15 protein-coding genes are annotated in these 21,182 nt (G+C 37.8%); 6 read left to right on the top strand and 9 right to left on the bottom strand.

Annotation, left to right across the window (positions count from 1 at the left end):
* Nucleotides 1–5: 5 nt before the first annotated feature.
* Together BLS38_RS05420 and BLS38_RS05415 are read right to left on the bottom strand one after the other, a co-directional pair.
* A complete protein-coding gene (locus tag BLS38_RS05420) occupies nucleotides 6–470 on the bottom strand; it encodes an NfeD family protein (RefSeq protein WP_092747454.1) in 465 nt (154 codons plus the stop codon).
* Between the two features lie 82 nt (nucleotides 471–552).
* On the bottom strand, nucleotides 553–1,482 hold the full coding sequence (locus BLS38_RS05415; protein ID WP_092747452.1) for a patatin-like phospholipase family protein: 930 nt from the start codon (nucleotides 1,480–1,482) through the stop codon (nucleotides 553–555).
* A gap of 829 nt (nucleotides 1,483–2,311) precedes the next feature.
* Here BLS38_RS05415 and BLS38_RS05410 point away from each other — a divergent pair.
* The 3 genes from BLS38_RS05410 to BLS38_RS05400 all read left to right on the top strand — a co-directional run bounded on the left by BLS38_RS05410 (nucleotide 2,312) and on the right by BLS38_RS05400 (nucleotide 6,163).
* Nucleotides 2,312–3,718, top strand: a complete 1,407-nt coding sequence (locus BLS38_RS05410) for a DcaP family trimeric outer membrane transporter (protein ID WP_425283466.1) — start codon at nucleotides 2,312–2,314, stop codon at nucleotides 3,716–3,718.
* A 403-nt stretch (nucleotides 3,719–4,121) separates the two neighbouring features.
* A complete protein-coding gene (locus BLS38_RS05405) occupies nucleotides 4,122–4,805 on the top strand; it encodes a response regulator transcription factor (RefSeq protein ID WP_092747450.1) in 684 nt (227 codons plus the stop codon).
* Nucleotides 4,806–4,819: 14 nt separating this feature from the next.
* Entirely contained in the window at nucleotides 4,820–6,163 is a 1,344-nt protein-coding gene (locus BLS38_RS05400; RefSeq protein ID WP_213030500.1) for an ATP-binding protein, read from the top strand.
* A gap of 57 nt (nucleotides 6,164–6,220) precedes the next feature.
* Here BLS38_RS05400 and BLS38_RS05395 read toward each other — a convergent pair whose 3' ends face one another.
* Nucleotides 6,221–9,124 carry a valine--tRNA ligase gene (locus BLS38_RS05395; protein ID WP_092747448.1) on the bottom strand — a complete coding sequence of 968 codons (2,904 nt, stop codon included), beginning with the start codon at nucleotides 9,122–9,124 and terminating at the stop codon, nucleotides 6,221–6,223.
* A gap of 141 nt (nucleotides 9,125–9,265) precedes the next feature.
* Between BLS38_RS05395 and BLS38_RS05390 the strand changes: the two genes are divergently transcribed.
* Together BLS38_RS05390 and BLS38_RS05385 are read left to right on the top strand one after the other, a co-directional pair.
* Entirely contained in the window at nucleotides 9,266–9,946 is a 681-nt protein-coding gene (locus tag BLS38_RS05390) for a hypothetical protein (protein WP_092747446.1), read from the top strand.
* A 37-nt stretch (nucleotides 9,947–9,983) separates the two neighbouring features.
* Nucleotides 9,984–10,529 (top strand): hypothetical protein, encoded by a 546-nt coding sequence (locus tag BLS38_RS05385; RefSeq protein WP_092747444.1) that lies wholly within the window; start codon nucleotides 9,984–9,986, stop codon nucleotides 10,527–10,529.
* Nucleotides 10,530–10,651: 122 nt separating this feature from the next.
* On the opposite strand, the gene adeC is transcribed toward BLS38_RS05385, so the two are convergent.
* The 6 genes from adeC to sdsA all read right to left on the bottom strand — a co-directional run bounded on the left by adeC (nucleotide 10,652) and on the right by sdsA (nucleotide 20,387).
* On the bottom strand, nucleotides 10,652–12,109 hold the full coding sequence (gene adeC, locus BLS38_RS05380; RefSeq protein ID WP_092747442.1) for an AdeC/AdeK/OprM family multidrug efflux complex outer membrane factor: 1,458 nt from the start codon (nucleotides 12,107–12,109) through the stop codon (nucleotides 10,652–10,654).
* On the bottom strand, nucleotides 12,109–15,288 hold the full coding sequence (locus tag BLS38_RS05375; RefSeq protein WP_092747440.1) for an efflux RND transporter permease subunit: 3,180 nt from the start codon (nucleotides 15,286–15,288) through the stop codon (nucleotides 12,109–12,111). Before BLS38_RS05375 ends, adeC begins: the two co-directional genes overlap by 1 nt.
* 14 nt (nucleotides 15,289–15,302) lie before the next feature.
* Nucleotides 15,303–16,556 carry an efflux RND transporter periplasmic adaptor subunit gene (locus BLS38_RS05370; protein WP_092747438.1) on the bottom strand — a complete coding sequence of 418 codons (1,254 nt, stop codon included), beginning with the start codon at nucleotides 16,554–16,556 and terminating at the stop codon, nucleotides 15,303–15,305.
* Nucleotides 16,553–17,146, bottom strand: a complete 594-nt coding sequence (locus tag BLS38_RS05365) for a phosphatase PAP2 family protein (RefSeq protein ID WP_244518195.1) — start codon at nucleotides 17,144–17,146, stop codon at nucleotides 16,553–16,555. The genes BLS38_RS05370 and BLS38_RS05365 overlap by 4 nt, the downstream gene beginning before the upstream one ends.
* A gap of 189 nt (nucleotides 17,147–17,335) precedes the next feature.
* The gene (locus BLS38_RS05360; protein ID WP_425283462.1) at nucleotides 17,336–19,399 is read right to left on the bottom strand and encodes a site-specific recombinase; all 2,064 of its coding nucleotides are present in this window, start codon (nucleotides 19,397–19,399) and stop codon (nucleotides 17,336–17,338) included.
* A 10-nt stretch (nucleotides 19,400–19,409) separates the two neighbouring features.
* Nucleotides 19,410–20,387 (bottom strand): All-trans-nonaprenyl-diphosphate synthase, encoded by a 978-nt coding sequence (sdsA, locus tag BLS38_RS05355; protein WP_092747434.1) that lies wholly within the window; start codon nucleotides 20,385–20,387, stop codon nucleotides 19,410–19,412.
* Between the two features lie 468 nt (nucleotides 20,388–20,855).
* Here sdsA and rplU point away from each other — a divergent pair, with 468 nt between their 5' ends.
* The gene (rplU, locus tag BLS38_RS05350) at nucleotides 20,856–21,167 is read left to right on the top strand and encodes a 50S ribosomal protein L21 (RefSeq protein ID WP_092747432.1); all 312 of its coding nucleotides are present in this window, start codon (nucleotides 20,856–20,858) and stop codon (nucleotides 21,165–21,167) included.
* Nucleotides 21,168–21,182 lie beyond the last annotated feature (15 nt).

Here is a 21,182-nt window from a genome sequence, read left to right as displayed (position 1 = left end):
TAAAGTTAGATATGAGTAGATGTAATCTGTTTTTTGACCATGAGTAAATGGTCTTTAATGTCTGTGACTTGTACTTTATCGCCAATCACAACATGTTCTACACATAGCGCGGGCCATTCGTCTGAACCTAAAATAGGCATAGGAAAGCGTAAAGTGATGTGTTGATTGACTTGATTTTGAGTGACCATACCAATTTGCCCAACCATGATTTGCTGTGCGTCTGGGCGGTTGAGTTGTTGTTTTGATTTGGGTTTAATGTATTTAAACCATAAAAAAGTGCATAGGCTGGCCAAAATCCCCCACATAAAAATTTGTACGGCTGTACTGAGTTCAGGATATAGCCAGTAGAGTAGACTCACAATTAATGCAGCAATACCAAACCAAAGTAATGCAAATGTTGTGATTATGAGTTCAAGTAAAATAAGAACAATTCCAAAAACAAACCAATACCACGGTTCAAGTCCGCTCACGTTTAAATCGCCTTATTTTTAGTCATATGCCATATATCATAGCTGATGATTTGACTAGGATATATGACAAAATCACATATTATTAAAATTTGGCTTGAGGTGCTGGTGCAAATGCAGCGGGTGATTTTTTAAACTGCTGAATTGCTGCTTCTATGGCTATTATTTGTTGTTGAGTGGCTTTTTCTCCAGCACTAATGGCAGTACGTGCTGAACTTAAGTCCATGACACCTAATTGATTAACTTTAGGTGTAATAACTACATTGGCATATTTAAGTTCTTCTTGAATGCTTTGTTGTCCCATAATATTAATGGTTTGATCAAGTAAACCCCAAAGACTCGTCGTATTTTTATTACTATTGTCTGGTCGTGCAGAAATATCCACTGCAATGATTAAGTCAGCCCCCATACTCTTCGCTGTTTTTACAGGGATAGGGCTGACTAAGCCACCATCTACATATTGAATTTTATTAATTGTTGCTGGAATAAATACGTTTGGAATGCTGCATGAAGCACGAACAGCTTGCCCTGCATTACCACGAATAAATTCAGTCTTTTGTCCATTATTCAGTTGTGTTGCAACCGCTGCAAAACGTATTGGAAATTGCTCAATTGGTTTATTACCTATGTGACTATTTACATAGTCTTGTAGTTTTTGTCCAACAATAAAACCCTGTCGACTAAGCGTTAAATCTCTAATATCTGACTCTTTGAGCTGGTCTGCCAATGTTTGCATTTGTGCTGCAGTTTTCCCACTCGCATAAATACTACCAACAAAACTACCCGCACTTGTTCCTGTCACAATTTGTGGTTTAATTCCATGAGCTTCAAGTACTTTAATGACCCCAATGTGCGCAAATCCTTTAGCACCGCCACCACCGAGTGCTAATGCAATAATTGGTTCTCTTGGTTTAAGCATTGATGAGGGGGTATTTGTATTGTGTTGTGTTGTACTACAACCCAATAAAATCATGCTCAGTAAAAAAAATACAATAAGGTGACGTGGTATACGCATGGAAGATCATTGAAGAGGTATAAAAGGTGGCATATATGAGCAGATTTAGCTTCAATTTACTATATTGATTACAAAAAATTATCTACTATTGGGTATAAATTTGGCTTTTGTTACATCATGTGATTTGATCATTTAGTATAAATATTGAATAACTAATAGTTAAAAACGATAAGCGTACTTATATTTTGATCAACATATATCTCTTTTGTATATATTCGATAGATTTATACTTTTGCACAAATTTGGTGTGTTGCTCAAAATAAAAAAGAATTATTGCACCTTAAATGCGCTTCTTTGTTGATGGTTTATGTATTGTTCTGATGTGTTTTGGTGATTTTGAATTGATTTAAGTGTTTTTTTGTATATTTGGTATGGTTTTTGCTTAATCTATAAAAGAAGTGTACTATGACGAAATCATTAGGGTGAATTGTAGTATTGCTTTGATTGATAGCATGTTGTCGTACACTGGCTTTTACATTTCAAACTTTGAGTGATGACTAAAAAAATGAATAGTTTCAGGCCATTATTTTGATTTAGTTATCATTTTGAAAGAAATTTAAGTCACTTAATTATCTCTTTTTTCGACATGATTTTTGTTTTAATTGTTTTTTTAAATCATGTTAAGAGTTGATTTTAATAAATGTTTGATTTATATATTAAATGTATTATTGAGTTGGGCGTTTAATTTAATAATGCATCGAATAAATAAGCATTTATAAAAATATGCACATCTACTGTCATAATTTTGTTACTTTTCTTTGTAATAGTATAAAAAGTTAAGACGGTAACTAACTTTTTTTGTTTAAGGGTGGAAAAATCTGTGGTTAAAGTGAATAAATTAGCACTTTCAATTGGTGCGGCTTTGGTGATGGGGGCTGTGGGTTCAACTCAAGCTGCAACGACAACAACACACACACAGAAAAAAGTGGTTGAGTTAGAGTCTCAAGTTGCTCAATTACAACAGCTAGTACAACAGCTTTCTGCTCAACAGCAGCAGCAAGTGGCTCAACAGCAGCAAATTGCTCAACAACAACAAGAGCAATCTGTACAGTTACAACAAAATGCAATTTTAGCGCTTGAAAAACCGAATGTTGCGCCAAAAGAGTCAAGCAGCAAACCAGGTTGGATGACACTTGCAGATGGTCAAACACAACTTAAAATTTATGGTAACGTACGTGTAGATGCTGTTTATGACTTTGATGGTTCAACTTCAAGCACTGCGGATATTTATAATAGAACGAACCTTGCTCCACTTAATTCTACAAATGCGACTAAAGGTGCATTGAACGTGAGTGCTGCGAACTCTCGCTTAGGTATCGACTTACTTCGTCCAACAAGCTATGGCGACTTAAAAGCGAAGATCGAAGCTGATTTTATGAGCGGTACTTATACTAATGGTTCTGGTGGTTTCCGTGTACGTCATGCATTTGTTGAGTTAGGTAAATGGACCGTAGGTCAGACTTTATCTCCTTTTGCAAACAACGATACAACACCTGAAACTGTTGATGGTAATGGCCCAATTGGTCAAGGTTCTACTCGTGCAGTACAGGTACGTTACACTCAACCAATTACTAAAACACAAAAAGTGTTAGTTGCTTTAGAAGGCGGTGATGTTGACAACTTCTCTGGTGCATCACAAACAGCTGGTGGTAGTCGTTTACCACAATTGACTGCACGTTATGATATTGCGACTGCAGACAAGAAAGGTTTAGTACAAGTACATGGTTTACTTCGTGAAAACCGTGCTTCAACAAATGACAGTAATGATAAAGAAAGTCTAGGTTGGGGTGCAGGTATTGGCGCAAAGTATAATTTCACAGCAAATGACAGCATTTTTGCAAACTACTCGCACGTAAAAGGTGCTGGTAAAGCAAATATGTTATATGCAAACAACTCGTATACTACCGTTACAAGTGGTACATCATTTAATATTTTGGCATCTGAGCTAGATGCAGTAAATATTGGTTATGGCCGTAAATGGAATAACGAATGGCGTTCAAACCTTATTTTAGGTGGTATGTTGTATACTGATGACAACGCATTTGCGAAAAAAGCAATTGCTGATAAATCAACAACATTGAACAAAAGTGTTTATAACATTATTGTGAATGCAATTTATACACCTGTGAAAAATGTAGATTTAGGTGTTGAATACACTTATGGTCAACGTGAAACATTCCTTTCACAGAAAGGTGACTTTTCTCGTTTAAACTTAATGGCTAAATATAACTTCTAATCAGTTATTCGGCATTAAGTAAAAAAATACCCTGTAAATTACAGGGTATTTTTTATAACAATAAAAAAAAATTAAGCCCTTTTTAAGTTGTAAAAACTACATTGTGCAAGTAATACTAGAAGTAAATTATATTTTTATTACACTAATCATTCATATTATTTTCACCATCAGATGTACTAAGTCATTTTATGTAAAGATATTATTGAAGTGATTTTAAATGATATTTTAAGTATGCATTAATGTATAAATTCAATTGCCTTTGCAAATATAGACATTTTTGATCACAGAAACTATTGAATGCAAGACATAGCTTGTTCTATGATTGACTCATACTGTGAATTAATCTTATTTTAAATATCTCATCGTATCGTAAAATTAACATTTTCGTGAGCACAGAGACCCCATGACAAAAATATTAATCATTGAAGATGACTTCATGATTGCTGAGTCGACAATTACGTTGTTGAAATACCATGGCTTTGATGTTGATTGGTTTAATAATGGTTTAGATGGTCTAGCTTCACTAAATAAACAATCGTTTGATATTATTTTGCTTGATCTGGGCCTACCAATGATGGATGGTATGCAAGTTCTAAAGCAAATTCGTCAAAAAACACAAACGCCGATACTTATTATTTCTGCACGAGATCAATTAGAAAATCGTGTAGATGGTTTGAACCAAGGTGCAGACGACTATTTAGTAAAGCCTTATGAGTTCGAAGAATTACTCGCACGTATACATGCGCTGTTACGCAGAGTAGGGCTAGAAGCACAATCTGCAACTGAAAAGATTTTGAGTAATAATGAGTTGATTCTAGATGTAGAGCAACATATTGCAAAATATAAAGGTCAAACAATTGAGCTTTCTAATCGAGAATGGGCAATCTTAACGCCGTTGATGACTCACCCTAATAAAATATTTTCTAAATCAAACCTAGAAGATAAGCTCTATGATTTTGATAGTGAAGTATCGAGTAATACGATAGAAGTGTATATACACCATTTAAGAACAAAGCTAGGTAAAGACTTTATTCGTACGATCCGTGGTTTAGGCTATCGATTAGGCCATACTCAACAACAATCATAATTTTTGAGTATGATATGAAAAAAAGCCGTAATTCACTCAATACACGGCTCATTGTGATGACTTCGTTATTAAGCGTGGTCATGGCATGTGTATTAATGTTTTCAACGTATCAAATTGCATTAAAAGAACTCACACATATTTTAGATGCACAAATGCAGTTCTTAGCCAGTCGAGCAACTACCCTTAAATTAAAAAGTACGCATAGCCAGCTCAATTTAAACCCTAACCAAGATCAAGAAGAATTATTTATTGATATTTGGGCGTATGATGACGTAGATGCTCTGAATAAAAATCAGCTGTTAGTCCCTAAAGTGAAAACAGCAGGATTTTATCAGCACGATACGGATACAGGTACATGGTATACTTACGTTTTACCGTCACAAGATAATCAAGTACAGATTAGCCAACATCAAAGTGTACGTGAAGTATTGGCTTTAGAGCTTGCAGGTAGCATGGTGTTACCATTTTTGCTAATTATGCCATTGGTAATGTTGGTGATCGTTTATATTATTAAACGCAGTTTAAAACCCTTTGATGTGTTGAAGACTGAATTAGCACAGCGTGATTCAAATGAGTTAACCCATGTGACTGATGAGCAATATCCAATTGAATTACTTCCAGCCATTCATGAAATTAATTATTTGTTTGACCGTATTTCTAAAACGCAACAAGAGCAAAAACAGTTTGTGGCAGATGCGGCGCATGAATTGAGAACGCCGATTACAGCGCTTAACTTACAAACTAAAATTTTGTTAAGAGATTTTCCAAATAATTTAGCTTTAATTAACTTAAGTAAAGGTTTAGCACGTATTCAGCATTTGGTGAGCCAATTATTGTCTTTAGCAAAACAAGATACGTCATTACATGCTCTGGAACAGCCCAAACGCTTTATTTTAAATGATGTTGCGCTCAGTTGTGTTGAACAACTAATGAACTTGGCAATGGAAAAAGACATTGATCTGGGCTTTGTACGTAATGAAGAGATAAAAATACAAAGTTTTGAGCCTACTGTACACTCTATTATTTATAATTTAATTGATAATGCAATTAAATATACGCCAGTCTCTGGTGTGATTAATATTTCTGTATATCCTCATAATAACCGATGTACAGTATGTATTGAAGACAGTGGGCCAGGTATTCCAAAAGAACAATATGAAGAGGTTTTGAAGCGTTTTTACCGTGTACACCATCATTTAGAGGTGGGAAGTGGTTTAGGATTGTCTATTGTACAAAAAGCAATTCAGCGTGTTGGTGGTGATTTTGAGTTTACACGCAGTGAAGAATTGGGTGGGTTAAAAGTGCTTGTAACTATGCCTTTACAATTAAAGCATTCAGAAGTAAAAATATTGCAATAAGTTAGAATATTGAAATAGAACTGGGCTAAATTATTTAGCCCAGTTCTATTTGAATGCTTATAAATCAGCAATTTGTTTCATGTTGTGCTGTATTTTTTCAAGTTGCTCTACAAACTCAGCAAGTTTTGCTTTTTCACCGTCTACCACAGCAGGCGGTGCTTTTTTCACAAAGCCTTCATTACCAAGTTTGCTCGCAATTTGATCATGTTGTTTTTGAATTTTATCCAAATCTTTTTGTAGGCGAGCAAGCTCAGCCTTTGGATCAATCAAACCTTTCATTGGTACAAATACAGAAGCATGACCGACAACACTTGAAGATGACAGTGGTGGTTCTTGGTCAATAGTTAAGTATTCAATGCTTTCAACTTTGGCGAGTGCCTTAAATAGGGGTTCAATACGTTCAATACGTGTACGTTCAATATCTGAAATGTTTTTAAGTAGTACAGGCAGTAAGCGAGCATTACCTAAGCCCATTTCACCACGAATATTACGAACAGCACCAATTAAACCTTGTAACCATTGCATGTCTGTTTCTGCTTGATCATTGATTTTACTTTGATCAGGCACAGGGTAGGCCGCAGTCATAATGGTATCACCTTGTTTACCAATCATTGGCGCAAGAGTTTGCCAAATTTCTTCAGTCAGATACGGCATAAGTGGGTGAGCCAAACGTAGTGCAGCTTCCATCACGCTTAAGAGTACACGACGTACTTCTGCTTTACGTGTAGCAGACACATTTTCATCATTGAGTACAGGTTTCGTGAGTTCTACATACCAGTCGCAATATTCATTCCAAATGAAGTCATAAATGGTTTGAGCGGCAATGTCTAAACGGTACGAACTGAATGCTTGGTGAACGTTGGCTTCAGCTTTTTGTAAACGGCTAATAATCCATTGTTCTGGAAGTTCCCAAAGCTCTGGCTGTGCATGTTGAGCAATGTCTTGCCCTTCAACATTCATGAGTACAAAGCGGGTCGCATTCCAGATTTTATTACAGAAATTACGGTAGCCTTCAACACGTTTTAGATCAAATTTAATGTCACGCCCTGTATTGGCAAGTGCACAAAAAGTAAAGCGTACCGCATCTGTACCATAGGCATTAATACCGTCTGGGAACTCTTTGCGGGTGGCTTTTTCAATTTTTCCTGCCTGTTTCGGGTTCATGAGCCCAGAGGTACGTTTTTGTACTAATGTTTCTAGGTCAATACCATCAATGAGATCAAGTGGGTCGAGTACGTTTCCTTTAGACTTAGACATTTTTTGCCCTTCGCCATCACGCACAAGACCATGAACATAGACTATTTTGAATGGTATTTGTGCTGAACCATCTTCATTTTTCATGAAATGCATTGTCATCATAATCATCCGAGCAACCCAGAAGAAAATAATGTCAAAGCCTGTAACTAATACGTTGGTTGGGTGAAAGGTATTTAAAAAGTCATTTTGAGCATCTTTTTTAGCATCGCCTGTCCAACCAAGGGTAGAGAATGTCCACAATGCAGAAGAGAACCATGTGTCTAGCACATCTTCGTCTTGGTTTAAATGTATGCTGTCATCTAAATTATATTTTTCACGCACTTCTGCTTCAGTACGACCCACATAAATGCCACCATTGGCATCATACCATGCAGGAATGCGATGCCCCCACCAAAGTTGACGTGAAATACACCAGTCTTGAATGTTGTTCATCCAAGCCATATACATGTTGGTGTATTGTTCTGGTACAAACTTAATACGACCATCTTGTACTGCTTCAACCGCAGGGGCTGCAAGTGGTGCAATTTTTACATACCATTGATCTGTGAGTAGTGGTTCTACAATCACACCTGAACGGTCACCACGAGGTGCTTTGAGATCATATGGTTCGATTTTTTCAAGCCATTCTTCTGTTTCTGCTTGAGCAACTAATTTCTTACGTGCTTCAAAACGCTCTAAGCCAGCATACTCGCTTGGTGCAGGAATTGTTTTTGAAATGGCTTCGCCTGCTTTAGCAATATATTCAAACTCAGCTAAAATTTCAGCGTTTTTGTTTAAGATATTGATAATCGCAAGATCACAACGTTTACCCACGTCATAGTCATTAAAGTCATGAGCAGGGGTGATTTTTACACAGCCAGTACCAAAGTCTTTTTCAACATACTCATCTGCAACAATCGGCACTAAACGTCCTGTAATTGGTAAGACAATGTGTTGACCAACAAGGTGTTTATAGCGTTCATCTTCTGGGTGGACTGCAACGGCTGTATCACCAAACAGTGTTTCTGGGCGTGTTGTCGCAACCACAAGGTGGTCTTTACCGTCGGCCGTATTTAAGTTTTTGTCTGCAAAAAAGTATTTAAAGTGCCAAAGCGAGCCTTTTTCTTCGTGGTTTTCTACTTCAAGATCAGATAGGGCAGTTTGTAGTTTTGGATCCCAGTTGACCAAGCGTTTACCACGGTAAATGAGCCCTTGTGAGTGCAGTTGTACAAAGACTTCTTTCACTGCATTTGAAAGGCCATCATCCATAGTGAAGCGTTCACGTGACCAGTCTACAGATGAACCTAAACGGCGGATTTGGTGAGTAATATTGCCACCAGATTGTTCTTTCCACTGCCAAATTTTTTCTATAAATTTTTCACGACCAAGGTCATGACGGCTTATGTTTTGTGCTGCAAGTTGACGCTCAACCACCATTTGTGTCGCAATACCTGCATGGTCTGTACCAGGTTGCCACAGTGTATTTTTACCCATCATGCGATTATAGCGAGTGAGGGCATCCATAATGGCATTGTTAAAACCATGCCCCATGTGCAAGCTACCTGTAACATTTGGCGGCGGGATCATAATACAAAAAGAATCGCCTTGACCTGATGGTTTAAAGTAGCCTCGTTCTTCCCACGTTTGGTACCATTTTTTTTCAATTTCGGTGGGGTCGTAGGTTGTTGCAATATTTTGAGCTGAAGTAGCTTGTGTATCGGTCATAGGGGTAACAGATCAAAAGTAAATTTGCGTCTATTGTAGCAAAAAAAATAATGCTTGGCAGATCATGTGTATTGACAATATGGGTAACAAGACATGAAATAACATGCTAGTGTATATAAAAATTTGTTGGTTTTTTAATTTATGTCGTATGCGGTATATTTGAAAGTTGAAACAGAAACGTATGAACGTTTTATTGCACTACAGCAACAATTAAACGCAGGTGAAAAGAAAAAACTTGCGCATGATTTAGGAGATATATTGGCTGATGTGTCTATACAAATTGTACAACAAGTATTTATTGATTTGTTAGAGCAGCAAAAAAAGCGTTTAAGCAAACCTGAAAGTCATGCAGTGGCTCAAGACTCTGAAAAAGTGATTGAGCATGTGTTAACGGCACTACGAAAATATTTGCCGTGGTCAATCGCGCTGTTAAGTAATGAGCGGTTGTTGCCATTAGTTAATTATTTTACCCAAATGATTAAGCATGAGGGGCAACAGGTGTATGTACGCTATGAAGTAGATACAGCATTAGTTGAAAAAACATTGCAAAAAATTGCAGAGATTAAAGAAGGGCATAGGCTTGCTATTGCACAAGCATTTATTTGTTTAAATGAGATTATTGATGCAGGCGTAACGCAGTTAATTCGTGAGCCAAAGAAAATACTAGCATTTAATTTTGTCGTAGATAAAACTTTAAATGGTGTGATTCAAGTGGCAACAACAATGGCTTATAAACGCTTGGCTTCTTTGGGTCAAGAAGTTGAATTGGCATCTGCACCCTATTATATAGATCACTTTTTAAGTTTTTTACATTCAAGGTGATGTAGTTTTACTTTTAATTGGTCATGAGGGTTATCGTATGCCATTAAATATAAAGTATTTGCCTGTATATACGTATAAAGAGGAGCATCACTTAAATATAAAGGCATCGCCTGAGCAGATCATGAAAGCTGTGCTGAACTACAGTGCCAATGATGACTCTCTTTTTAGATATGCTATTGCTCTAAGAGAGTTTCCTAAAAAGTTATTTTACAAAGAAAAGAGATCTGAAATACTTTTTGGTCTTGATCATTTTACCTTATTAGAGCAACTTGATCATCAAGAGGTTATTTGGGGTTTAGTGGGGCAGTTTTGGAAAGCTGACTATGGGTTGGTGAATATTCCAGATGGTTCATCATTTTTAGAATTTCAGCACGAAAATCACGCTAAGCTTACTTTATATTTTTCTATTCAAAAAATAGATGAAGAGTATACATGTCTTACCACTGAAACTCGTGTCTTCTGTATAGATAGAAAGGCTTTGCTTAAATTTAGGCCTTATTGGTATTTAATACGCCCTGTAAGTGGTTGGATTAGACGGCGACTTTTGTTGCAAATTCAGAAAAATATTCAAAATCATATTTAAAGATATTTACTATACATTCAAAAAGTAGTCATTTGTTAGGTTATAAAAGGTCAAATAAAAGTAAAAAGTGTAAAAAAAACGCCCAAATAAATTGGGCGTTTTTTAATGCGATTTGATGAGTGTTATTGGTTTTTTTTAGCATCTGCACTTGATGGCGTATACACAACTTGGTCCGTATTATAAACCTTCACACCACCACCAAGGGTTTTATAGAGCTCAATCTGATTGTTGAGCGCAGATTGTTGTAATGCTAATAGTGCTTTTTGTGCACTGTACGCATCTTTTTGTGCGCTAAGCACAGTTAAATAGCCATCAATTCCTGCACGATAACGTGCATTTGAAAGCGCATAAGTACGATTCGTTGCATTGACTAAATTGGTCTGTGCTTGTAAGCGCTCACCAATATTTTGTTTAGTGGCCAATGCATCGCTGACTTCTTTAAAAGCTGTTTGAATGGTTTTTTCGTAACTAGCTAAAGCAATTTCTTGATTAACTTGTGCCACCTTCACATTGGCTTTACGTGTACCCCAATCAAAAATAGGAATATTTAATGATGGTGCAACTGACCAAATAAATGAACCAGATTTAAACAGGTCTGATAAGTCAGTCGAGGCAAGTCCTGCGGTACTGGTTAAGCTAATGCTTGGATAAAGCTGTGCTTTAGCAGCCCCAATATTTGCACCCATTGCACTTAAATTGTATGCTGCTTGCTGAATATCTGGACGATTAGTCAGTAAGTCGCTACTTAAACCAGTCGCAAATATACTTTCTTTCGTTACCTGCTTAATGCTCGTTTTTGGCAATAATTGCTCAGGTACAGTTTGACCAACCAATAGGTTGAGTGCATTACGTGCTTGCATTACTTGCGTTTTATAGTTACCTACATCTGCACGTGCTGTTTCCACAGAAATTTCTGCTTGACGCAAAGGTACTTCGCTGTCAATCCCGACATCAAAACGCTTCTTATTGAGTTTATAAGCATCGAGTTGGGTCGTGAGGGTGTCTTCTGCAAGTTTTAAGTTAGCACTTGCATACGCATAAGTTAACCATGCTTCAGACACGCTACTAATGAGACTAATTTGTGTCGCATCTTTCGTACTTTGTAGTGCTAGATAGTTATCTAAAGCAACATCTTTAAGGCTTTTGAGGCGACCCCAAAAATCAAGCTCGTATGATGTAACAGCTAAACCAACAGAGTAGACACTTACTGCTTTATAGCCCGTATCTGAGCTTTTTAAACGATTAAAGCTTGTACTACCATTGAGTTCAGGTAAGCGATTATTTTCACTGATTCTATACTGTGCTTGCGCTTTTTCAATATTAAGTACAGCTGTGCGTAAATCACGATTATTATTGAGCGCAAGATCGATGACTTGAGTTAGATTAGGATCTGAGAAAAAGTCTTTATAGCCCTGTTCGGCAATAGATTTACCTTGCGTTGATGGTGAAGAAGCATAGTTTGCAGGAATGTCCGCTTTAACAGCAGGCTCTGGCCCACGCATGCTTTGGCAAGCAGCCAAAGCAATTGCGAGCGTAGATACTGCAAGACTACGACCTGTAATAGACCATATATTTTGCATTACGAATTATGCTCCTGAGAAGATATTGTTGTATTTGGCTTATATTTAAAAATACTACGAATCCAGACAAAGAATACAGGAATAAAGAAAATACCGAGTAAGCATGAGCTGATCACACCACCAAGTACGCCATAACCTACAGAGTGTTGACTTCCTGCACCTGCACCACTTGAGATAGCTAAAGGTAAAATACCAAAGCCAAATGCTAAAGTGGTCATAATAATAGGACGTAAACGCATTTTAGAGGCATGTAATGTCGCATCGAAGAGTTCTTCGCCTTTTTCCTGTAACTCTTTTGCAAATTCTACAATCAAGATGGCATTTTTCGCAGATAAACCAATCACTGAGATAATGCCGACTTGGAAGTAAATATTATTAACCAAATTAGGATTTTTTAATACATAGAATCCAAAGAAGGTTAAAGATACCGCACCAATAATACCAATTGGAATAACGAGGAGCACCGAAAATGGAATAGACCAGCTTTCATACAATGCCGCAAGACATAAGAAAATGATGAGCAGTGATAAACCATATACATAGATACCTTGACCACTTGATTCTTTTTCTTCTAAAGAAAGACCTGTCCACTCATAAGAGAATCCAGTCATACCCATAGATGGAAGTTTTTGCATGATCTCTTGCATGGCTTGCATGGCTTCACCCGAGCTGATACCCGGCGCAGGTCCACCTTGAAGACCCATCGCAGATGAGCTGTTATAGCGAATTAAACTTGGTGAACCGTATGTCCAGTGGCCTGTTGTAAAGGCAGAAAATGGCACCATGTTTCCAGCACTATTACGTACATACCATTTATTTAAGTCTTCAGGTTGCATACGTGCAGAGGCTTCGCCTTGTAAATAGACTTTTTTGATACGTCCTTGGTCTAGGAAGTCATTAACATAACTACCACCCCAAGCCACGCTCATTGCGCTATTAATATCGGCAATGCTTACACCTAAGCTACCTGCTTTTGCTTGATCTATACTGACTTGATATTGTGCAGTGTCTTCCATACCATTTGGTCGAACATTACCAATACGTTTGTCCTGCGACGCAAGACCTAAGATGGTATTACGTGCTGCAAGTAGCTTGGCATGACCATTACCACCAACATCTTTAAGCATAAAGTCAAAACCAGCACTTGTACCAAGTTCAGGCATTGCTGGTAATTGTAGTGGGAAAATTAAAGACGCGTCTTTAACCATACCATTGAGGGCCATTGCACGACCTGTAATTGCACCAATTTGAGTATCTGGTGAAGTACGATCTTTCCAATCTTTAAGTTTAACAAAGGCTAAACCTTGGTTTTGGCCTTGTCCAGTGAATGAAAAGCCCGAAACTGTAAATACAGATTCAACCGCCGCTTTTTCTTGCACGGTAAAATATTTTTCGATTTGGTCTAAGGCTTTGTCGGTACGTTCTAAGCTTGCGTTTGGTGGAAGTTGCACCAACGTCATAATAACGCCTTGATCTTCGTCTGGTAAGAACGAGTTTGGCAATACCTTGATGAGTAGGCCTAAAACGACAATGATTGCAATATAGAATATACCGGAGATCACACGGTGGTGAGTCATACGGTTTACACCGTTTTGGTATCTTCCAGCAACACGTTCGAAGCTGTGATTAAACCATCTGAAAAATTTAGCGACAATAGAGTTGCTTTCAGGTTTGTCTTTTTCATGCTGTTTTAATATGGTGGCACATAAAGCAGGGGTAAATGTTAATGCTACGATCAGTGATAAGATCATTGCAGTTACAAGTGTAATTGAAAACTGGCGGTAAATAACCCCTGTTGTACCTGTGAAAAATGCCATAGGTACGAATACGGCAGTCAATACTGTTGTAATACCAACAAGCGCGCCTGAAATTTGGCTCATGGAGTGCTCAGTTGCTGTTACAGGATCTAGATGTTCTTCAACCATGATCCGTTCTACGTTTTCTACAACAACAATCGCATCATCGACCAATAGACCAATCGCTAACACCATTGCAAACATAGTAAGTGTGTTAATAGAAAAGCCTAGTGCACCAATAATTGCAAATGTGCCAAGCACAACAACAGGTACAGCCAGTGTTGGAATAATCGTTGCGCGCCAGTTTTGTAAGAACAAGAACATGACAATAAATACTAAAACAACGGCTTCAATGAGTGTATGAGCAACATTCTCAATTGAAATTTTAATAAATGGTGTGCTGTCAAAAGCAATATCATCTTTTAGACCAGCAGGGTAGTTTGGTCTTAGTTGTTCAAGTGCTTTTTCAATATTTTTTGATGTATCTAACGCATTTGCACCTGTAGATAAACGGATTGCAATACCTGCCGCAGGTTTACCATTAAATTTAGAATCGAATGCATAGTCAGATGAACCTAATTCAACTTTGGCCACATCACCTAAATAAACAATTGCACCTGCATTATTTTTTAAGATAATTTTTCTAAATTGTTCAGGTGTTTGTAATAAACTTTGAGAGTTGACTGTTGCGTTGATTACTTGACCAGGAACAGATGGTGCCCCACCGACTTGACCCACGCCAACTTGAGAATTTTGTGCTTGAATGGCCGCTGAGACATCACTTGGAGTCAGTTGATAGCTATTGAGTTTTGCAGGGTCTAGCCAAATACGCATGGCATAAGAACCACCAAATACCTGTACCTCACCCACACCACTTACACGGCTTAGGGTATCGAAAATATGGCTATTGACATAATCTTTAATGAATGGACCATCAAGAGAATTGTCTGGTGAATAAAATGACAAGACTTGTAAAAAGCTGGCACCAGACTTTTTAACTGTAATCCCTTGTCTTTGTACAATATCTGGTAAAGATGAGGTTGCAGTTTGCAATTTGTTCTGTACTTGAACTTGTGCAATATCTGGGTTTACACCTTGTTTGAAGTTAACATCAATACTCACAGCACCTGTAGCAGAGCTGGTTGAGCTAATATAACGTAAACCATCTAAGCCATTCATTTGTTGTTCAATGACCTGAGTCACTGTATTTTCAATGGTTTCTGCAGATGCACCAGGGTAAGCGGCACTAATAGAAATTTTAGGTGGTGCAATGGTTGGATATTGCGAAATAGGCATTTTGAGCAAAGAAATAATCCCTGCAAGCATAATGACTAATGCAATGACCCAAGCAAAAATGGGTCGGTGAATGAAAAATTTAGCCATCGTATCCGACCCCTTTAAACTGTTGAAGGTTTTTGTTGTGTACTTGGCTCACTCGCAGTTCCTGTTTTATCTACGTTCTCTGGTTTAGTTTGAGCAGTAGGTGTTGGAGTATTGCTTTGATACGGCTTGGTTTTTACTTGCATGCCTTCTTTGACTTTGGCAACACCATCAACAATGACACGATCACCATTATTTAGGCCTTTAGTAATAATCCAGTTTTGTCCTTGAGTACCGTTTGTTTCAACAATACGTGATTCAACCACACCTTTTTGATTGACAACCATCGCTGCTGCTTGACCTGATGGTAAGCGAGTTACAGCCAATTGAGGAATTATAAACGCATTAGGTACAACACCTTGGACAATCTCTGCTTGAGCATACATGCCTGGTAGTAAAAGGTGTTTAGGATTTGGGAAAACAGCACGTAAGGTTACAGTCCCTGTTTGCTCATTCACACTTGCATCTGAAAACGCAAGACTACCTTCAGTTTGGTAATAGGTTCCGTCTTCAAGCTTTAGGCGTACTTTAGTATTGTTACTGCGATCAATTTTGCCTTGACTTAAGCTTTGGCGTAAGCGTAATAAGTCATTACTTGATTGATTAATATCGACATAAATTGGATCAAGTTGGCGAATCGTTGTTAAAGCAGTGGTTTGACTGGCTGTAACTAAAGCACCGACAGTGACATTAGATTGGCTAGATTGACCCGAAATAGGCGCACGAATCGTTGAATAACCTAAATCAATTTCGCTATTGTTCACTTGCGCTTGAGAGGCTGCGACTTGTGCTTTTGCAACATTAACTTGACCTGTTAAATCATCAAAATCTTGTTTTGCAATCGCATTGCTTGCAAGAAGTTGTTTATAACGATTTAGTTTCGTCTCTAACGCATTTAAATTTGCTTTTTGTTGCAATACACTTGCTTTTGCATTGTCTACAGTTGCACGGTTACTGCGTGAGTCAAGTTCATAAAGTGCTTGGCCTTCACGTACATAGCTCCCTTCAGTAAATAAACGGCGTAAAATAATACCGCTTGTTTGTGGTCTAATTTCAGCGATTTGGTAGGCTGTTGTACGCCCTGATAGCTCAATAGATTGAGCAACGCCTTGAGCTTGTGCAGTGAGTACACCAACTTCAGGTGCTGGCGCTTGTTGTCCCCCTCCTGCTGCACCTTGATTAGATTCATTTTTGCTGCAACCTGCGAGTGTTAGGCTGAGTGCTAAGGCACAAATGCTTAGCGTTGGTGCTAAAAAATTAGCTGACCTCATGATTTCACCTCTATTTTTAACTTTGATTTTTCATGAAAATGGGGGGTGTACTTGTGTTGATAAAGTAAATAAAGCAATGCTACCCAAATGAAACCGACACCCCAACCAGCAAGTACATCGGATGGATAATGTACGCCTAAGTAAACCCTAGAAGTCCCCATGGCAATAGGCCAGTAGGAGATGATGTAAATGCATATATTTCGGTATTTGTGGTGCAAGTCTTGACAGACAAATAATAGAGTAAATGTCGCTAAAACAGCAGCATATAAACTGTGAGCACTTGGAAATGACGCACCATAACTTTGAACAAGATGTTCAATAAGTTGAGGCCGATCACGGTTTACTGCATATTTGAGGGACCATCCAATACCAATAGCGCCAATACTGCTTAGTAATAAAAAAGCGGTTTTGACATATTTCTTTCTTTTTACAAACACAACACCATAGATGCATAGCACAACAATAAAAGCCGGCATGCCACCAAGTTTAGACATTAAGATTGTCAGGCTATCTAAAAATGTAGTGCGATACTGTGTAACCCAAATAAGCATTTGGTCATCTAGAGCATGCAGGGCTAGATTGTGAAGCATATATATGCCACAAAATAAAGATAAGCACCCTAAAAGCAATACGTAATACACCATGTATTACACCTATTATCTGTTGTTTGTAATATGATTATTTTAAAGTGTACTCGTGAGTACACTTTTTTTCAAGTTATAAGGTGTTGCTCAATTTTTTCTTAAGTCTTACTTGTTAAAATATAACCTAAAATAAAATTAATGTTCTTTATTTTGTGTTTGATTTACGTCATTTTTAGCGATAACTTGCCCTTTTGGTGGCCAAAAAAATTCGCTTGGTCGGTTGATAAAGTGGGTAACCACCAATTTCGCCAGTGGTTTCCATTGTTCAAAGCGCACACGTCTAGATCTTAATGCAACAATAATTGTCAGTGAAAAACTCACAAACAAGTTTGTCATACCAATAAGTATTACCCCTAAAATTGAAACCAAAATTAGGCCAAGATCTGGTGTACCATTAATACTCATAAGCCCCTGAATTAAATTGGCAGAAGCAAAAGCAATATGGCGAATATCTAAGGGTAACCCTAAAATAAAACCAATGGTGCCCATGCTACCGAGCATGAAGCCAAAAATAAAGTTACCTGAAATTGCACCGAGATTACGCTCAATATAGTTTGCAAAGCGATCTTGACGTGCTTGTCCTAACAGTTTATTTAGACCTTGATGGTGTTTGAGTCGAGGTCCAATACGTCTATAAATCGCCATATTATCAAAATAACCAGCAATTAGGCCTGATAAAAACAAACATACGCCAGCAATGGCTGCATGAGGGACAGCTAAAGAGGTAAATGGGTCAAGTGCATGTAGTAAAGAGACAGCTTTTGTATTGGTGAGTAATTTTTCATCAAAAAGCATCGGCCAAAGGTAGGTGATTAATCCTGCAACAGGTATAGCAATAGAAATATTGCCTAAAATAGCAATAAATTGCGTACGAATAATATTAACAATCAAGTTTGCTAATTCAGCCAACTGGGCTGTTTTAGAACGTTTTTTATGTTGTACAGTAGAAGCCAGTGCTGCCGCAGTCATGGCAGGTTGCTTGGTTGCGACCGTAAAATGTAATACATGAATGAGCACAAAACCTAAACTATAATTTAAGCTATATGAGATCGCATGAAAAAGTGGTGCAAGGGAGAGCCTTGCAGTCAGAATTTTTATCACAGACATGAGGGCAATAATAGAACCTGCACCAGCGGCTGCACGGTACATAGAGAAAAAGCCTTTTTTATCTGTGCTTACATAGGTTTCCCCAGTTTTACTTGCATTTTCAGTGACTTGTAAAGCAAGCAACTCACTGTTTGCAGAGAGCAAAGCACCTACACGTTTTTCATTGTGGTTGGCTTTGACAAGGTCATAGAGCAAATCACGAATAGCTGTATGTCGCACAGTTGCTTTTTCATCTAAAATTCGAATCAAAGATTCAATGCGTTCTAAACTTTGCTCAAGTACGGTGAGTAAATAGGTCAGATTAAGACTTACACCTATACGTTTTGTGGCACGACGAATGTTACTGACTACACCTTGGCACTGTTCAAGCATAACAAAGACTTGTGCTGAGTCGCTAGGCGTGCAGACACCTATACGTTCTCTATGTTCAATACAGCGTCTAAATTGTTCAATGAGTTCAATAATTTCACGATTTTGTGCTAAAAAAGGAGATTCATGCTCGTTTAGTTTTGGGTCTGCGTAAATGAGTTCTGGGAAGAGGCCAATCCCACTGACACGATAACTTAAAACATTAATTGCTTTTAAAATACTTTCTTCAATATGATATGTATTCGCTTCAGAAGGCTGTTCATGTTCGTCAAGTAAATGTAAAAGTGTTTGCCAATCACTGAGTTCTATGAGTTCAAGCCACTGCGGATCTGTTTTTAAATAAAAAACTTGGCTAATTAAATATTTTAATTCACTATGGTCAGATACAGGTGGCAACACATGAGACATCATGCGTTGGCCAAGCTGATCCCAAAAACCATCTAAAGATAAAATACCGCTGTCAGCATAAAGGTTAGTCTGTTTATATTTAGAAATAAGTTTAAGTAAATAGTTACGAAATATCATTGAATATTGCGTATCTGTAGATAAAAAGTGAATTAGCCCCAAAATGTTTTTTTTCACCTCTTGGCTATTTTTAGGTGACTTGGGGCGAATAATTTCAATGAGCTGAATGAGTGCTTGCTCATTGAGTATTTTAGGTTGTTCAAGCTGTAGTTTTATACTACTAAAAACTTGGTTTAATGACTTTTTAATTTTTCTCATAGGCAGGGTCTTATTGAATACGGTTTAAAGCCAGATGGGCTAAGTTAAATAGTGCCTGGCGCGCTTGAGTGTTTGGCAATAGCTCTAAAGCATCAATGGCAGCTTGAGTTTCTTCGTGGGCTCTTTTACGGCAGTAATCTAAAGCACCGCTGTTTTGTACCACTTGAATCACTTGATCTAGATCATCTAGCCCACCGGTAGCAATACTTTTGTAAATCATTTGATGTGCTTCACCATGCGTATTTTTTAATGCTGTGATTAAAGGAAGGGTTGGTTTACCTTCCATTAGATCATCACCAATGTTTTTACCAAGCGTTTCTTTATCTGAAGTATAGTCTAAAATATCATCAATAATTTGAAATGCATTGCCAAAGTGACCTGCATATTTTTTCAGTGCAGTACGGTATTCAGGTTTACCGGCCAGCATAGCTGCACCTTCAGTCGCTAACTGAAATAGGCGAGAGGTCTTGCCATAAATAATGTCTAAGTAGATTTCTTCTGTTGTTTCAGGTTGGTGTTGTGCTTGTAGTTGTAGTACTTCACCTTCTGCAATTTCACAAGTCCCCGTTGAAAACTCTTTTAAGAGTGGCATATGATTTAAATCAACCAACAAATCAAATGAGCGAGCAATCAAAAAATCACCGACTAAAACCGCAGTTTGATTGTTCCATGTTGCATTTGCTGTGGGTCTTCCACGGCGTAAATTAGATTCGTCTACAACATCATCATGCACAAGCGTTGCTGTATGTAGCATTTCAATGACTGCTGCTAATTTCTGTGTTCGAGTTAAATCAGTTTCACCGCAGGCTTGTGCGGCAAGTAAGCACATAATTGGTCGCATACGTTTTCCGCCTGCTTCAACCACATGTTTGCTTACTGACATTACGAGGGCTACTTTTGAGCTGATTCCCTCATTAATAAATTGATCCATTGCAGCAAAATCTGTAGCAACTGGCGAGAGAATATCTTGCTGGAAGTCTATGGCCATACAATAAAAAACCCTTGTTTGTTGATGACGATAATTGATGTTTGATTGGCCAAAGTACCCGATAAAAAACCAAACATATTTGGCGATGTGTCATTTTAGGCATGTTATACCATAAAAAAGTGTCATCGATATGTGAATACTTGCATTAACATAGACACTAAAATAATTTTACTTAAATCTATCTATAAGCAAAAGCAAGATTTTGAGGTTTAATTGGCAAAATTATAAAATACTGTGTAAATGCATTAACTTAAGCTCAATCATATCGTAATTAGTAATATTAAGGCATATTTTAGTTCTATCTGCTTAGCGGTGCTGGCAAAATAGCTGAAAAAAAAGACATCTGCTCTTGTTGTTAGATCAATTTTTTCATACAATAGCCAACCTTTATGTATCCCCAGTGGCGGGCGTCTTAAGATCGGTATATTCCTTTATCGGCACGACGACACGGGCAAGTTGGAGTACACTATGTACGCAGTAATCCAAAGCGGTGGTAAGCAGCACCGTGTGATTGAAGGCGAAACACTTAAAGTTGAGCTTTTGAAAGTTGAAACTGGTTCTACAATTGCATTTGACGATGTATTAATGCTTGTAAATGGCGACAACATTCAAATTGGTGCTCCTGTTGTAGCTGGCGCTAAAGTCACTGCAGAAGTGGTTGGCCATGGTCGTCACGACAAAATCCGTATTGTAAAAATGCGTCGTCGTAAGCACTATCGTAAACAACAAGGTCACCGTCAATGGTTCACTGAGTTGAAAATTACTGCTATTTCAGGCTAATCACGAGGAGTAATA

It is taken from the genome of Acinetobacter boissieri, from assembly GCF_900096955.1.
Lineage (GTDB): Bacteria > Pseudomonadota > Gammaproteobacteria > Pseudomonadales > Moraxellaceae > Acinetobacter > Acinetobacter boissieri.
This window is presented reverse-complemented; position numbering and strand designations above follow the sequence as displayed.

What these genes read in the sequence shown, in the direction of transcription:
- rplU (WP_092747432.1), top strand. Translation starts at nt 20,856, where the DNA reads ATGTACGCAGTAATCCAAAGCGGTGGTAAGCAGCACCGTGTGATTGAA.
- BLS38_RS05400 (WP_213030500.1), top strand. Translation starts at nt 4,820, where the DNA reads ATGAAAAAAAGCCGTAATTCACTCAATACACGGCTCATTGTGATGACT.
- BLS38_RS05360 (WP_425283462.1), bottom strand. Translation starts at nt 19,399, where the DNA reads ATGAGAAAAATTAAAAAGTCATTAAACCAAGTTTTTAGTAGTATAAAA.
- adeC (WP_092747442.1), bottom strand. Translation starts at nt 12,109, where the DNA reads ATGCAAAATATATGGTCTATTACAGGTCGTAGTCTTGCAGTATCTACG.
- sdsA (WP_092747434.1), bottom strand. Translation starts at nt 20,387, where the DNA reads ATGGCCATAGACTTCCAGCAAGATATTCTCTCGCCAGTTGCTACAGAT.
- BLS38_RS05385 (WP_092747444.1), top strand. Translation starts at nt 9,984, where the DNA reads ATGCCATTAAATATAAAGTATTTGCCTGTATATACGTATAAAGAGGAG.
- BLS38_RS05405 (WP_092747450.1), top strand. Translation starts at nt 4,122, where the DNA reads ATGACAAAAATATTAATCATTGAAGATGACTTCATGATTGCTGAGTCG.
- BLS38_RS05415 (WP_092747452.1), bottom strand. Translation starts at nt 1,482, where the DNA reads ATGCGTATACCACGTCACCTTATTGTATTTTTTTTACTGAGCATGATT.
- BLS38_RS05375 (WP_092747440.1), bottom strand. Translation starts at nt 15,288, where the DNA reads ATGGCTAAATTTTTCATTCACCGACCCATTTTTGCTTGGGTCATTGCA.
- BLS38_RS05395 (WP_092747448.1), bottom strand. Translation starts at nt 9,124, where the DNA reads ATGACCGATACACAAGCTACTTCAGCTCAAAATATTGCAACAACCTAC.
- BLS38_RS05370 (WP_092747438.1), bottom strand. Translation starts at nt 16,556, where the DNA reads ATGAGGTCAGCTAATTTTTTAGCACCAACGCTAAGCATTTGTGCCTTA.
- BLS38_RS05365 (WP_244518195.1), bottom strand. Translation starts at nt 17,146, where the DNA reads ATGCTTCACAATCTAGCCCTGCATGCTCTAGATGACCAAATGCTTATT.
- BLS38_RS05390 (WP_092747446.1), top strand. Translation starts at nt 9,266, where the DNA reads ATGTCGTATGCGGTATATTTGAAAGTTGAAACAGAAACGTATGAACGT.